Source organism: Roseateles sp. GW821-FHT09H11, assembly GCF_059415845.1.
On the sequence record NZ_JBWKOA010000001.1, the window covers coordinates 139,713 to 154,074 of the forward strand.

10 protein-coding genes and 1 pseudogene are annotated in these 14,362 nt (G+C 68.8%); 10 read left to right on the forward strand and 1 reads right to left on the reverse strand.

Going from position 1 to position 14,362, the window contains the following annotated elements; translation table 11 throughout:
* The first annotated feature begins 3 nt into the window (after nt 1-3).
* The 7 genes from rpoS to AC07PR_RS00630 all read left to right on the forward strand — a co-directional run bounded on the left by rpoS (nt 4) and on the right by AC07PR_RS00630 (nt 10,732).
* Entirely contained in the window at nt 4-1,191 is a 1,188-nt protein-coding gene (gene rpoS / locus AC07PR_RS00600) for an RNA polymerase sigma factor RpoS (RefSeq protein ID WP_377154765.1), read from the forward strand.
* A gap of 44 nt (nt 1,192-1,235) precedes the next feature.
* On the forward strand, nt 1,236-2,741 hold the full coding sequence (gene rlmD / locus AC07PR_RS00605; RefSeq protein WP_495134019.1) for a 23S rRNA (uracil(1939)-C(5))-methyltransferase RlmD: 1,506 nt from the start codon (nt 1,236-1,238) through the stop codon (nt 2,739-2,741).
* 102 nt (nt 2,742-2,843) lie between these two features.
* Complete coding sequence (gene aroC, locus AC07PR_RS00610; RefSeq protein WP_431103891.1) at nt 2,844-3,953, forward strand: chorismate synthase; 1,110 nt, start codon at nt 2,844-2,846, stop codon at nt 3,951-3,953.
* Between the two features lie 82 nt (nt 3,954-4,035).
* Complete coding sequence (locus tag AC07PR_RS00615) at nt 4,036-5,229, forward strand: MFS transporter (protein ID WP_495134020.1); 1,194 nt, start codon at nt 4,036-4,038, stop codon at nt 5,227-5,229.
* Nucleotides 5,230-5,488: 259 nt separating this feature from the next.
* The gene (locus AC07PR_RS00620; RefSeq protein WP_377154773.1) at nt 5,489-6,652 is read left to right on the forward strand and encodes an efflux RND transporter periplasmic adaptor subunit; all 1,164 of its coding nucleotides are present in this window, start codon (nt 5,489-5,491) and stop codon (nt 6,650-6,652) included.
* Between the two features lie 37 nt (nt 6,653-6,689).
* A complete protein-coding gene (locus AC07PR_RS00625; RefSeq protein WP_495134021.1) occupies nt 6,690-9,938 on the forward strand; it encodes an efflux RND transporter permease subunit in 3,249 nt (1,082 codons plus the stop codon).
* A gap of 185 nt (nt 9,939-10,123) precedes the next feature.
* A complete protein-coding gene (locus tag AC07PR_RS00630; protein WP_495134022.1) occupies nt 10,124-10,732 on the forward strand; it encodes a hypothetical protein in 609 nt (202 codons plus the stop codon).
* A gap of 8 nt (nt 10,733-10,740) precedes the next feature.
* On the opposite strand, the gene gntR is transcribed toward AC07PR_RS00630, so the two are convergent.
* A complete protein-coding gene (gene gntR, locus AC07PR_RS00635; RefSeq protein WP_483106626.1) occupies nt 10,741-11,766 on the reverse strand; it encodes an HTH-type transcriptional regulator GntR in 1,026 nt (341 codons plus the stop codon).
* Nucleotides 11,767-11,957: 191 nt separating this feature from the next.
* On the opposite strand from gntR, the gene AC07PR_RS00640 reads away from it, so the two are divergent.
* The 3 genes and pseudogenes from AC07PR_RS00640 to AC07PR_RS00650 all read left to right on the forward strand — a co-directional run bounded on the left by AC07PR_RS00640 (nt 11,958) and on the right by AC07PR_RS00650 (nt 14,347).
* Nucleotides 11,958-12,506 (forward strand): gluconokinase, encoded by a 549-nt coding sequence (locus AC07PR_RS00640; RefSeq protein ID WP_495134023.1) that lies wholly within the window; start codon nt 11,958-11,960, stop codon nt 12,504-12,506.
* Nucleotides 12,503-13,036, forward strand: coding sequence for a TRAP transporter small permease (locus AC07PR_RS00645; RefSeq protein ID WP_495134024.1), 534 nt, complete (start codon nt 12,503-12,505; stop codon nt 13,034-13,036). Before AC07PR_RS00640 ends, AC07PR_RS00645 begins: the two co-directional genes overlap by 4 nt.
* An 18-nt stretch (nt 13,037-13,054) precedes the next feature.
* A pseudogene (locus AC07PR_RS00650) lies at nt 13,055-14,347 on the forward strand (TRAP transporter large permease).
* Nucleotides 14,348-14,362: the final 15 nt, after the last annotated feature.

The window sequence follows — 14,362 nt, forward strand, 5'->3', positions numbered from 1 at the left end:
AACATGACCTTGCATCGCGCCTCTTCGACTGACGGACTTCTGCCCGACGGCCTGGATCGACCCGTTCATCCCGGCCGCTTCAAGCTGCCGCCCGAGCTGGCGGTGGACGGTCACGATGTCGCGCAGGCTGCCGGCAATGATGCCGGTCATGACGACGGCCTCGACCCTCACGACGGCGACGAACGCGAACACGCCGCGCGCGACGACGCTGACGCGCCCGGTGCGGCGGAAGTCGCGACCGATGACGACGACGAGGTCCGCGTCCTGCGCAGCGTCGAATCCGAGGACGGCAAGGGCAAGTCCAAGTCCGGCAAGGGCGATCTCGGACCCGCCGACGGCGACGCCACCAACGCCCTGCAGGCCTACCTGCGCGACATCCGCCGCACGCCGCTGCTGACGCCGCAGGAGGAGTACGACACCGCCGTGAAGGCGCGCGCCGGCGACTTCGAGGCGCGGCAGGCGATGATCGAGCACAACCTGCGGCTGGTCGTCAGCATCGCCAAGAACTACCTGGGCCGCGGCCTGCCGATGAGCGATCTCATCGAGGAAGGCAACCTCGGCCTGATGCACGCGATCGGCAAGTTCGAGCCCGAACGCGGCTTCCGTTTCTCGACCTACGCCAGCTGGTGGATCCGCCAGGCGGTGGAGCGCGCGCTGATGCATCAGGCGCGGCTGGTGCGGCTGCCGGTGCACATCGTGCGCGAGCTCAACCAGGTGCTGAAGGCGCGCCGCGCGCTGGAGGCGGTCGCGGCGCAGCGCGGCGGCGAAGGCGGCGTGCGCGCCGAGGACGTCGCCCAGGCGCTCGGACGACCGGTCGACGAGATCGCCGAGCTGCTGGCCTATGCGGAGCTGCCGAGCTCGCTCGATTCTCCGGTCGACCGCAACGGCGAGGGCGGCGAATCGATGCTAGACCTCGTCGCGGACGAGCAGGCCGTCGATCCGGCGGGACATCGGCTGAGCCATGAGCTCGAGGACCTGCTCAAGAGCGGTCTGGCCTCGCTCAGCGACCGCGAGCGCGAAGTGCTCGCCGGTCGTTACGGCCTCGCGGACCGCGAGCCCGAGACGCTGGACATCCTGGCCGTGCGGCTCAGCCTGACGCGTGAGCGCATCCGGCAGATCCAGATCGAGGCGCTGGCCAAGCTCAAGCGCAACATGATGCGGCAGGGCATCAGCCGCGATTCGATCTTCTGAGCGCGGACAGGCTCCCCCCGACGGCGCTGGGATAATGCGCCCCCATGACTGATGTATCGGAATGGCTGAAGGTCGACTCGCTGGACCTTGAAGCGCAGGGCGTCGCCCACAACAGCGAAGGCAAGGTGGTGTTCATCGAGGGCGCCTTGCCTGGCGAGGAAGTCCAGGTCACCGTCGGCCGCAAGAAGAACAAGTGGGAGCAGGCCGCGATGGTCGCGATGCGCCGCGAGAGCTCGCAGCGCGTGCGCCCGGTCTGCCCGCATTTCGGCCTGCATCCCGGCGCCTGCGGCGGCTGCAAGATGCAGCATCTGCATCCGGGCGCCCAGGTCGCCGTCAAGCAACGCGTGCTGGAGGACAACCTCTGGCACCTCGGCAAGCTCAAGGCCGAGGCGCTGCTCCGTCCGATCGAGGGCCCGGCCACCGGCTACCGCTATCGCGCGCGCCTGTCGGTGCGCTACGTGCCGAAGAAGGGCCACGTGCTGGTCGGCTTCCATGAGCGCAAGAGCCGCTACATCGCCGACATGCAGGTCTGCAAGGTCTTGCCCGAGAAGATCAGCGCGATGCTGATGCCGCTGCGCGAGCTGGTCGGCGCCATGGACGCGCGCGACCGGCTGCCGCAGATCGAGCTCGCCATCGGCGATACCGACGGCACGCAGGTCATCGCGCTGGTGCTGCGCCACCTGGAGCCGCTGAGCCCGGGAGATGTCGCGAAGCTGCGCGCGTTCGCGGCGGAGCATGGCGTGCAATGGTGGCTGCAGCCCAAGGGGCCGGACACGGTGCACCTGCTCGACGCGGGCGGACCCGAGCTGGCCTACACGCTGCCGGAGTTCGGCGTGCTGATGCCCTTCAAGCCGACCGACTTCACGCAGGTCAACCACCACATCAACACGGTGCTGGTCGGCCGCGCGTTGCGCCTGCTGGGCGTGCAGTCGGGCGAGCGCGTCATCGACTGGTTCTGCGGCCTGGGCAACTTCACGCTGCCGCTGGCCACGCAGGCGCGCGAGGTGCTGGGCATCGAAGGCAGCGAGGCGCTGGTGCAGCGCTCGCGCGAGAACGCGGCGCGCAATGGCCTCGATCACAAGGCGAGTTTCGTCGCCCGCAACCTGTTCGAGATGACGCCGCAGCTGCTGGCCGCCGACGGCGTGTCCGACCGCTGGCTGATCGATCCGCCGCGCGAAGGCGCGTTCGCGCTCGTGAAGGCGCTGGCGGATCTGGTCAAGGACCCGTCGCTGGCGCCGGGCTGGACGCCGCCCGAGCGCATCGTCTACGTGTCGTGCGCCCCGTCGACGCTCGCGCGCGACGCGGGCCTGCTGGTCCACGTGGCCGGCTACCGCTGCACGAAGGCGGGCGCGGTCAACATGTTCCCGCACACGGCGCACGTCGAATCGATCGCGGTCTTCGAGCGCGATCCCGACGCGCAGGCGCGCATCGCGCGCGGCGAGGTGGCGGCCGTCGTGATGGCGGATGTCATGGCCGGTGCCGATGCGGCGACGGGCGCAGACGCAGGCGCGGACGCATCGTCATCTTCGAGCGCTGAGTTGACTGCTTAATGAGGTCGCAATGTCGGAGACGGGGCGCATGACGAGCCGCGAGGGCAGGGGCCGCTCGTAGAATCGACGGCTTCGGTTTCTCCCGCCTTGGCAGGTTCCCAGATGTCCGGCAGCACTTTCGGCAGCTTGTTTCGCGTCACCAACTTCGGCGAGAGCCACGGTCCGGCCATCGGCTGCGTGATCGATGGCTGTCCGCCGGGACTGGCGCTGTCGGTGGCGGACATCCAGCCCGAGCTGGACCGTCGCCGTCCGGGCACCTCGCGCCACGTGACGCAGCGCCAGGAACCCGACCAGGTCGAGATCCTGTCCGGCGTCTACGAGGGCCTGACCACCGGCACGCCGATCTGCCTGCTGATCCGCAACGTGGACCAGCGCAGCAAGGACTACGGCAACATCCTCGACACCTTCCGCCCGGGCCACGCCGACTACACCTACTGGCGCAAGTACGGCTTGCGCGATCCGCGCGGCGGCGGGCGGTCGTCGGCGCGGCTCACGGCGCCGATGGTGGCGGCCGGCGCGGTCGCCCGCAAATGGCTGCAGCAGGAGCTCGGCATCGGCTTCCGCGGCTGCATGACGGCGCTCGGCGAGATCGACCTGGCCTTCGAGGGCTGGGAACACGTCGGCCAGAACCCGTTCTTCGCCGCCAATGTCTCGCAGATCCAGGCGCTCGAGGACTACATGGACGCGCTGCGCAAGGACGGCGACTCCGTCGGCGCGCGGCTGATGGTCGAGGCGACCGGCATGCCGGCCGGTCTGGGCCAGCCGCTGTTCGACAAGCTCGACGCCGACATCGCCTACGCGATGATGGGCATCAACGCGGTCAAGGGCGTCGAGATCGGCGCAGGCTTCGAGAGCGTGCGCCAGCGCGGCAGCCAGCATGGCGACGAGCTGACGCCCGCGGGCTTCGCCAGCAACAACGCCGGCGGCGTGCTGGGCGGGATCTCGAGCGGCCAGGACCTGCGCGTGTCGATCGCGATCAAGCCGACCAGCTCGATCCGCACCCCCAAGGCCTCGATCAATCGCGCGGGCGAGCCGACCACGGTCGAGACCTTCGGCCGCCACGATCCCTGCGTGGGCATCCGCGCGACGCCGATCGCCGAGGCGATGCTGGCGCTGGTCGTCATCGACCACGTGCTGATGGACCGCGCGCAATGCGCGGACGTCGAGCTCCCGATCCCCGCCATCGCCGGCCAGCGTCCGACCGCTGAATGAGCGTTGGATGAGCGTTGGATGAGCGGCGGATGAGCAGTGGATGGCTGGTGGAACGCGGCGGTGAATCTTCGGCGAATGACCGGTGACTGACAGCCGCCGCGTGCTGCGCGCGAGCGCGCTGCTCGGCTGCGCCTACTACGGCAGCATCGGGTTGTTCAATCCGTTCGCGCCGCTCTGGTACAAGTCCCTCGGCCTGCCGGTCGTCGCGATCGGGCTGCTGGTGTCCATGCAGAGCTGGACGCGGCTGTTCGCGCCTTATCTCTGGGGGCTGGTGGCCGATCGCAGCGGGCGGCGCGTCGAACTGATCCGCGCCGCGGCGCTCGCCTGCTGGGTCAGTTCGCTCGGCTTGTTGCTGACCTCCTGGTCCTCGGGCGTGCCGCCGGTCATCGGGCTGACGCTGGTCGTCTTCCTGATGTACTTCTTCAACGCCTGCGTGACGCCGCTCAACGAGGCCTTGATCGCGCATGAACTCGCCGCCAGCGGCGGCATGGATCCCAAGCGATACGGCCGCGTGCGCCTCTGGGGCTCGGTCGGTTTCCTGGCGACCGTCGTCGGTGGGGGCTGGTGGTTCGACTGGGCGGGGATGTCGGTGTTCCCGTGGACCATCGTCGTCGGACTGTCGGCCCTGGTCATCGCCGCCTGGCGCCTGCCCAAGCGCGCGGCCATCCAGCACGACGCCACCGAGTCGGTCTCCATCGCCGACACGCTGCGCCGGCCCGAGGTCGGCTGGTTCTTCCTCGGCATGTTCTTCACCGTGCTCGCGCACACGGCGATCTACGCGTTCTACAGCCTCTACCTGGACCGGCTCGGATACGGCAAGGGGCAGGTGGGGGCACTGTGGGCGGTGTCGGTCGCGGCGGAGATCTGCTGGTTCGCGTTCCAGGGCCGCTGGGTGCGGCATCACCATCTGCACCACTGGCTGGTGGCCGCCGCGCTACTGGCGGCGCTGCGCCTGGCCGGCACGGCGTGGCTGGGCGCGAGCCTCGCCGCCATGGTGGTGCTGCAGTGCTGCCATGCCGTCACCTTCGCGGCGCAGCACACCGCCTGCATCGGCCTGATCGGGCGCTACTTCCCGGGTCGTCTGCAGGGCCGCGGGCAGGCGCTCTACGCGGTGCTCGGCTACGGCGTCTCGGGCGTGCTCGGCAGCCTGGGCGGTGCGTGGCTGGCTGAAAGTCATGGGTACGCCGCCTGCTTCTGGGCCGCCTCGCTCTTCGCGCTCGTCGGCGCCTGGAGCCATTGGCGCTGCGCCCGGCGCGATCCGCTGCACGCGGTCTGACGCTATCGCCACGGCGACGCTGAGAGAGGAAAACTCAGCGGTTTCCAAGAGCGCGTCATCGCGCATCGATGTCATTCCATCGGGCCGACCCGCCATCCGTCCTCGGCCGCGCCAATTTCAGTCCCGGAGAAAAGCAGGCCATGACGCGCAATCTGCAATTCGTCGCGTCCGGCCATCGCATCAATTTGGGGATTCCTACACTCCGCCGCATTCAAGGATCATCAATTGGGTGATCCCGTGTCGACGGATGGGGGAGATCATGCGCAAGCAATGGTGGTTGGGTGGTGTGGCGGTGGCGGTCCTCGCGGGCGGCGCCGGTGTGTACGCCACGAGCGGGGGCAGCGCTCCCGCCGCGAAGAAGGACGAGGCCAAACCCGCCCTGGAGTTCCAGGCCGGCGAGATCGTCAAGCCGTCGATGGCGCCGATGCCCGGTGTCATCGAGTTCTCCGGCCCGCTGGTCGCGCCGAACACGGTGATCGTCCGCGCCAAGGCCTCGGGCAGCCTGGACCGCCTCGCGGTCGCTGAAGGCAGCCGCGTGAGCGCCGGCCAGTCGCTGGGCCAGCTGGACCTGGAGGAGCTGCGCCACAAGGTCGCCGAGCGCAACGCCAGCGTCGAAGCGATGCAGGCCATGTACGAGCAGTCCGAGCGCCAGTACAAGGCCAACCAGGGCCTGGCGGCGCAGAACTTCATCGCGCCGACGGCGCTGGACAACTCCCGCGCCCAGCTCGAATCGGCGAAGGGCCAGATGCTGTCCGCCAAGGCGCAGCTCGGCACGAGCGAGGTGCTGCTGCGCCAGGCCGCGCTGGTCTCGCCGATCAACGGCATCGTCGCCAAGCGGCACACGCTGCCCGGCGAGAAGGTGGCCGCCGAGCAGCCGGTGCTGACCATCGTCGACCTGTCCAAGCTGGAACTTGCCGGCCTGGTCGGCATGCACGAGGTCAGCAAGCTGTCGCCCGGCATGACAGTGCAGCTGAGGATCGAAGGATTCGACGACCCGGTGACGGCGCGCATCGCGCGCATCTCGCCGGCGGCCGAGCCCGGCACGCGGTCGATCGGCGTGACGCTGTCGCTGGACAACCCCGGCGAGCGTTTCCGCGCCGGCCAGTACGCGGTCGCCCGCGTGGAACTGGCCGACGACAAGCCGCGCCTGACGGTGCCGGTGACGGCGATCGGCGCGGTGTCCGGCCAGGAGCATGTCTGGCTGATCGAGAAGGGCACGCTGGTGCGCCGCATCGTGACGACCGGCCGCCGCGATCCGCGTGAGGGCCGCGTCGAGATCCTCGCCGGCGTGACGCCGCAGTCGCAGGTGCTGGGCGCGCGCTTCGACAACCTCAAGGAAGGCGAGCGCGCCGAGATCCGCGTGCCGAAATCGGGTGTCGCCAGCGTGGCCAGCGCCGCCGCGAGCGGCAGCGCCGCTCAGTAAGCACAACAACAAGAACAACTCTGCCGAGGAGCTTCCCATGTGGATGACCCGCGTCTCGATCCGCAACCCCGTCTTCGCCACCATGGTCATGGTCGCGCTGTGCGTGCTGGGGCTGGTCGCCTATTCCAAGCTGGGCGTCGAGCAGTCGCCCGACATCACCTTCCCCGGCGCGCAGATCGACATCCAGTACCCCGGCGCCTCGCCCGAGGCCGTCGAGCGCGAAGTGGCCAAGCCGCTCGAGGAGGCGCTCAACACCATCGCCGGCGTGGAGCGCGTGCAGTCGCGCAGCTTCGAGGGCCGCGTGCAGACCTCGGTCGAGTTCTCGCTGAACGCCGACATGAACCGCGGCATGCAGGAGATCCGCGACCGCGTCGCGATCGCGCAGGCGCAGTTCCCGCGTGACGTGAAGCCGCCGATGGTGCAGCGCTTCCAGGGCGAGAACGCGCAGCCGATCATCGTGGCCGCGCTGATGAGCTCGAACCGCACGCTGCGCGAGCTCTCGATGCTGGCCGACCTGACCGTCTCCAAGCGCCTGGGCCGCGTCGAGGGCGTGGCCAAGGTGGACGTCGGCGGGATGGCCGTGCGCGAGGTCCGCATCGACCTCGACCCGACGCGCCTGCGCGCCTACAACATCACCCCGGCGGAGATCTCCACCGCGCTGAACGCGGCCAACACCGACGCGCCGGTGGGCCTGATCTCCAACCGCTACGACGACGCGATGCTGCGCGTCGAGGGCAAGGTGAAGGATCCGAAGCAGTTCGTGAACGTCGTCGTCGCGCGCCGCGGCGACCTGGCGCTGACGCTCGGCGATTTGGGCACGCTCAGCGAGCGCGAGCGCGAGCTCGATTCCATCGCCCGCATCAACGGCCAGCCGGCCGTGACCTTCAACATCTTCAAGCAGCAGGACGCCAACATCGTCCAGACCGGCGAGGCGGTGAAGGTCGCCGTCGAGGAACTGCGCAAGACGCTGCCCAAGGACATGGAGCTGCGCCTGGTCTACGTCAACAGCGACTTCGTGAAGCACTCGCTCGACGGCCTGCGCCACACCCTGATCGAGGGCGCGCTGCTGACCATCGCCATCGTGTTCCTGTTCCTGCACAGCTGGCGCTCGACCATCATCACCGGGCTGACGCTGCCGATCTCGGTGATCTCCAGCTTCATCGCGATCTACGCCTTCGGCTTCACGCTGAACTTCATGACGATGATGGCCCTGAGCCTGTGCATCGGGCTGCTGATCGACGATGCGATCGTCGTGCGCGAGAACATCGTGCGCCACGTCGGCATGGGCAAGGACCACCACGCCGCGGCCGAGGACGGCACCAACGAGATCGGCCTGGCCGTGATGGCCACGACCTTCGCGATCTGCGCGGTGTTCGTGCCGGTCGCGTTCATGGGCGGCATCGTCGGCAAGTTCTTCTATCCGTTCGGCATCACCGTCGCCGTCGCGGTGCTGGTGTCGCTGTTCGTGAGCTTCACGCTGGATCCGATGCTGTCGTCGGTGTGGCCCGATCCGCCCAGCACCTACGTCAAGAAAGTGCCCGTCATCGGCCACCTGATCCGCGCCACCGACGCCGGCATGGACCTGCTGCACACGGTCTACGAGAAGACGCTGCGCTGGGTGTTCTCGCCGCGCCGCTTCCGGTTCCCGCTGCCGGCCTTCGGCAGGCCCTTCGGCCCCGACGGCGTCCGCCTGAAGCAGGCGCCGCGCCGACTGCGCATGGCGACGATCACGCCGCGCGGCATCGTCGCGTGGTCGGGTGTCGGCAGCTTCGTGCTGGCGATCCTGCTGGTGCCCGCGGTGGGCAGCGAGTTCCAGCCGCAGATCGACCAGGGCTTCACCCACCTGACGCTGCGCATGCCCGTGGCCACCAGCCTGGAGCGCGGCGAGGCCAAGGTCCGGCAGGTCGAGGAGATCCTCGCGACCTTCCCGGAGATCAAGACCGTCGCGACCGTCGTCGGCAGCAGCGGCGAAGGCCTGGCGACCGGCCGCAACCAGGCCAACCTGGACATCGCGCTGGTCGACCGCAAGCAACGCAAGCGCACGCAGACGCAGGTCGAGGACGCGATCCGCGCCGAGATCGCGCGCATTCCCGGTGTCGAGGTCAGCGTTGGCTTCAACCGGCCGGTGTGGGTCACGATCCTGGGCTCTGATCCGGAGGTGCTGACGCAGGTGGCCAAGGACTTCGCCGAGAAGGTCAAGAAGATCAAGGGCGCCGTCGACGTGGACACCACCGTCAAGCCCGGTCTGCCGGCCTTCGCGGTCAAGCTGCGCGACAACGCGGTGCGCGAGCTGGGGCTGAACGCGGTGCAGGTGGCCTCGTCGCTGCGCGCCTATGTCAACGGCGACATCGCCACCTACTGGACCACGCCCGACGGCAACCAGGTCGAGGTGCTGCTGCGCCTGCCCAAGGCGCAGCGCCAGAGCATCGAGCAGATGCGCAACCTGCCGGTGGCCTTCGCCAAGGACGGTTCGCCGATCTCGCTGGAGCAGGTCGCGACGATCGAGCCGGTGTTCAACCCCGAGGTGATCCGCCGCCAGAACCTGCAGCGCCGCGAGGCGGTCTACGCCGGCGTGCAGGGACGCCCGGGCGGCGACGTCAACGCCGACGTGCAGAAGCTGATCAAGGAGACGCAACTGCCCCCGGGCATCAGCTTCATGGTCGACGGCGACGGCAAGCAGCAGGCCGAAGCCTTCAACGGCCTGCTGATCGCGATGGGCCTGGCGCTGATCTTCATCTACATCGTGCTGGCCAGCCAGTTCGGCAGCTTCGTGCAGCCGATCGCGATCATGGCCTCGTTGCCGCTGGCCTTGATCGGCGTCATGGTGGCGTTGCTGCTCTGGAAGACGACGCTCAACATCTTCTCGATGATCGGCCTGGTGATGCTGATGGGCCTGGTGACGAAGAACGCGATCCTGCTGGTCGACTTCGCCAACCACCTGCGCAAGGACCAGAGCCTGTCGGTGCCCGAGGCGCTGCTGCAGGCGGGCCTGATCCGGATGCGGCCGATCATCATGACGACGGCGGCGATGGTGTTCGGCATGCTGCCGATGGCGATCGCGCTCAACGAGGGCGGCGAGATCCAGGCCCCGATGGGCCGCGCGATCATCGGCGGCGTGATCACGTCGACCCTCCTGACGCTGGTGGTGGTGCCGGTGATCTATTCGTACCTGGTGCGGGGCCGCAAGGTGTTCTCGGCGGTGGATGCCGATGCGACGCCCGACACGTCCGGCCCGGATCAGGCGGTCGTGATGCCTGTCACGCCGGCGCCTGGAATCGCGGATTGAGACTGCACCAATGAGTTGGTCGACATCGCCGGATGACTCATTGAGGCTGTGGTGTCTCTCAAGGCGGGCGGGCAGATTAGCGGCATCGTGTTCAACGCGCTCTGCCGCCGCCTCCCGTGTCCACGTCGCCGCCCAACCCGCCGATCGCGCTGCTGCGCCGCCCCTCGTCGACACGTGAGTTGCGCGTGGCGTTCGCGCCGTGCGTTTCCGCGCCGCGCGCCGCCACCCCGGCGGCCAACGACGCCGATTTCAAGGCCGGAGAACAGGATCACGCCGTCCTGCGCCTGCGCGACCTCCACATCGTGCCCACGCCGCTGTTCTTCGCGATGCTCGCCTGCGCCATGCCGCTGCTGATGCTGGGGTTGACGGCGCACTCGCTCGAGTCGGCGACGGTCGGCGCGCTGCTGCTGGGTACCGCGCTGGGATGCCTGTGGCACGGCGTGCAGACGCTCAGGGGCCTCGAACTGCGCTGCGGCTCGCCGCTGCCTTGTTTTGCGGGGGACGAGGTGATGGTCGATCTCGACGTGATCAATCCCTCCGGCCGCTCGCGGTGGGACATCGTCGTATCGCTCGTCAGGACCGCGACGCCGTCGGCGAGCTGCTGGATCGATGTGTCATCGCGCGCGCGCCGGCAGGTGCTGATGCCGCTGGTGGCAGACGGTCAGGGCCGGCAGGCGTTGCCGCTGATCCGGTTCGAGACCCGGCATCCGTTCGGCCTCGTCCGCGTCAGCGCGTTCTGGGCACCTCGCAGGCATCTGCTGGTGAGCGAGCGGCCGGCGCTTTCGCCCGCCTGACAAGGCGCTCAGCAGCTCTCTCGCAGGACCAGTTGGAAGCCCAGGTCCATGCAGACCTCGGGCACCGCCTCGTTGCGCATCAGTGCCACGAGCATCCGTGCCGCCTCCAGGCCGATCTCCCGTCTTGGCGTCCTCACGGTGCTCAGCGGCGGCAGCATCTGGTCGCCGCCGGTCAGGTCGTTGAACCCGACGACGGCCACGCGTTCCGGCACTTTCACGCCCTGGCGCAGCGCCTGCAGGAGCGCGCCTTGAGCCAGGTCGTCGTTGTTGAAGAAGATCGCGTCGACGTCGGGGGCTTCGCGCAGCACGCGTTCGAACATCGTGGCGCCCAGCGCCAGCGATGAGGGCGCGGCATCCATGAACTCCAGCGCCGGATCGTGCGCCGCGCCGAGTGCCGCGCGATACCCTTCGGCGCGTTGCAAGGTGCGCGGATCCAGCTGCGCCGCAGCGAAGGCGATCCGGCGGTAGCCGCGCCGGACCAGTTCAGCCGTCATCGCATGGCCGGCGGCCTGCTGGGAGAAGCCGACCGAATGCAGGCCCGTTTCCCCGCGGTTCTCCATCACATGGACGAAGGGCACGCCGCTGCCCTGGAGCAAGGCACGGGAGGCGTCGGTGCGGTCGAAGCCGGTGACCAGCAGCCCGGCGGGCCGGTTCATGAGGTAGGTGCGCAGCAGCGCTTCCTCTTCCTCCGGGTGGTAGTGCGTGACGCCGATCAGGCTCTGGTAGCCGGCGGCCAGCAGCGTGCGCTGGGCCGCGTCGAGCAGGTCCACGAACAGCGCGTTCGACAGCAACGGGATCAGCACCACGACCTGGTTGCTGCGCGACGAGGCCAGCGCGCGCGCGGCCGGATCGGGCACATAGCCGAGTTGCGCGACGGCGGCGGTGACGCGCTCGACCAGCTCGGCGGCCACGCTGCGCTCGCCGCGCAGCGCGCGCGACGCGGTGATCGGGCTGACGCCGGCGGCAAGCGCGACGTCTTGCAGCGTGGCGCGGCCGGTGGCGCGCCGGCGCTTGGAGGAGGGCAGGGAACTCATTGGTCGGGAGGATAGCGCTGTCCTCCTGGGAAGCCGCGCACCTCGATACCCCGCGTAATCCCTGATCTGGTGCCCCCATGCACCATCTAAGATAGCGCTATCCCGTCTGCTTCCCTGTGCGACGAGGACCCGACGGCGAACCGGTTCATCCGATCGCCGTCTCTTTTCAGACTTCGGGATAGCGCTATCCAATGACTTCGCCGACCGTCACCGCCGCCCCGACCGCCGCACGCGCCATCGTCGTGATGGGCGTTGCCGGTTGCGGCAAGACCAGCGTCGGGCAGGCGCTCGCTCAATCGCTTGGCTGGACGTTCATCGAAGGCGACGCGCACCACGCACCGGCGTCGATCGCCAAGATGCAAGCCGGTCAGCCGCTCACCGATGAGGACCGCTGGGGCTGGCTCGAGCGGCTCGGGCAGATGCTCGCCGAGCAGTCGCCGGTCGTCCTCAGCTGCTCCGCGCTCAAGCGCGCGTATCGCGACCGTCTGCGTCGTGCATGCCCGGCGCTGCGCTTCGTGTTCATCGACATCGATCGAGCACTGGCGCTCCAGCGCGTCGCCGATCGCGCCGACCGACACTTCTTCTCGACCACGCTGGTCGACAGCCAGTTCGCCACCTTGGAATCGCCCATCGGCGAACCCGGTGTCATCACCGTGCCCGCCGCACTGACGCTGGCGGAACAGGTCGATCAGGCGCTCGCGCTGCTGACCCCGAACAACAATCAGGAGACCGGACCATGACGCCCCCCGCATCGGACGCTCCCGCCACCACGGCGGCCCCCGCGCGACGCTCCCGCCTGCAGACCCTCAGCGAAGCCGCGATGGCGCTGTGTCTGGCCGTGATGGCGCTTGCGGTGTTCATCAACGTCGTGCTGCGCTACGGCTTCGGCAGCGGCATCAACGCGAGCGAGGAACTCTCGCGCCTGCTCTTCGTCTGGATGGTCTTCATCGGCGCCACCGCCGCCTATCCGCTCGGCGAGCACATGGCCTTCACCAGCCTGCTGCTGCCGCTGCGCAAGAAGCCCGCTGCGTTGCGCGTCATCACCGTCGTGATCCGCATCGCCGTCATCGCCGCGGCGGCCCTGGTGGGGTGGGGCGCGTGGCAGCAGGTCGTCGTCGGCCTGGACAGCCGGTCGGTCGTGCTGGGCTATTCCAACGCGCTGTTGCCGCTGCCGGCACTGCTGTCCTGCGGCGCGATCGCGCTCATGGCCGTGTGGGAGTTGATCCGGAACAAACCGATCGATCTCGACCACGAGTCGGACGTCGAATAAGGGCAGGGTGCACCGATCATGAGCAACGAAGCACTCGCTTTCATCGTCTTCTCCGTCGGCATGCTGCTGCTGATGGGTCTGGGCATCCCGATGGCCTTCGCGCTGGTGCTGACCGGCGCCGGCATGGCCTGGGCGCTCGACTTCTGGGACACCCAGCTGCTGGCGCAGAACCTCGTCGCCGGCATCGACAGCTTCCCGCTGCTGGCCGTCCCGTTCTTCATCCTCGCCGGCGAGCTGATGAACGCCGGCGGCATCAGCCGGCGCATCATCGAGATGGCGCAGGCCTGGGTCGGCCACATCCGCGGCGGGCTCGGCTTCGTCGCCATCGGCGCCGCCGTCCTGATGGCCAGCATGAGCGGCTCCGCACTCGCCGACACCGCCGCGCTCGCCACCATCCTGCTGCCGATGATGCAACGCCACGGTTATCCGATGGGGACCTCCGCCGGCCTGATCGCCTCGGGCGGCATCATCGCGCCCATCATCCCGCCGTCCATGCCCTTCGTGATCTACGGCGTGACGACCAACACCTCGATCTCCGCGCTCTTCGTCTCGGGCATCGTGCCGGGCCTGGTGATGGGCCTGGGCCTGCTGATCGCGTGGAAGCTGCAGCTGCGCAAGATCGATCTGCCGCCGGGCACGCCGATGCCGATGGCCGACCGGCTCAAGGCCACCGCCAAGGCGTTCTTTGCGCTGCTGATGCCGTTGATCATCATCGGCGGCATGAAGACGGGCATCTTCACGCCCACCGAGGCCGCCGTGGTGGCCGCCTTCTACGCCCTGGTCGTCAGCTTCGCGGTGCACCGCGAGATGAGCCTGCGCGACCTGCACGGCGTGCTGGTGCGCGCGGCCAAGACGACGGCGATCGTGATGTTCCTGTGCGCCGGCGCGCAGGTCGCGAGCTACATGATCACGCTGGCGGACCTGCCGGGCGTGCTGACCGGCTGACTCGGCGGCCTGATCGATTCGCCACGGCTGCTGATGGCGCTGATGATGCTGATCCTCGTCGTCATCGGCACCGCGCTGGACCTGACGCCGACCATCCTGATCTTCGCCCCGGTGATGCTGCCCATCGCCGTCAAGGCCGGCATCGACCCGGTCTACTTCGGCCTGATGTTCGTGCTCAACGGCGCCATCGGCCTGATCACGCCGCCGGTGGGCACGGTGCTCAACGTCGTGGCCGGCGTCGGCCGGCTGTCGATGCACCAGGTCATCAAGGGCGTGAACCCGTTCCTGATCACGTATGCGCTGATCCTCGCGATGTTCACCGCGTTCCCCGAACTCGTGACCGCGCCCATCAAGTGGATGCGCTGAGCCCGTCGAGCTTCC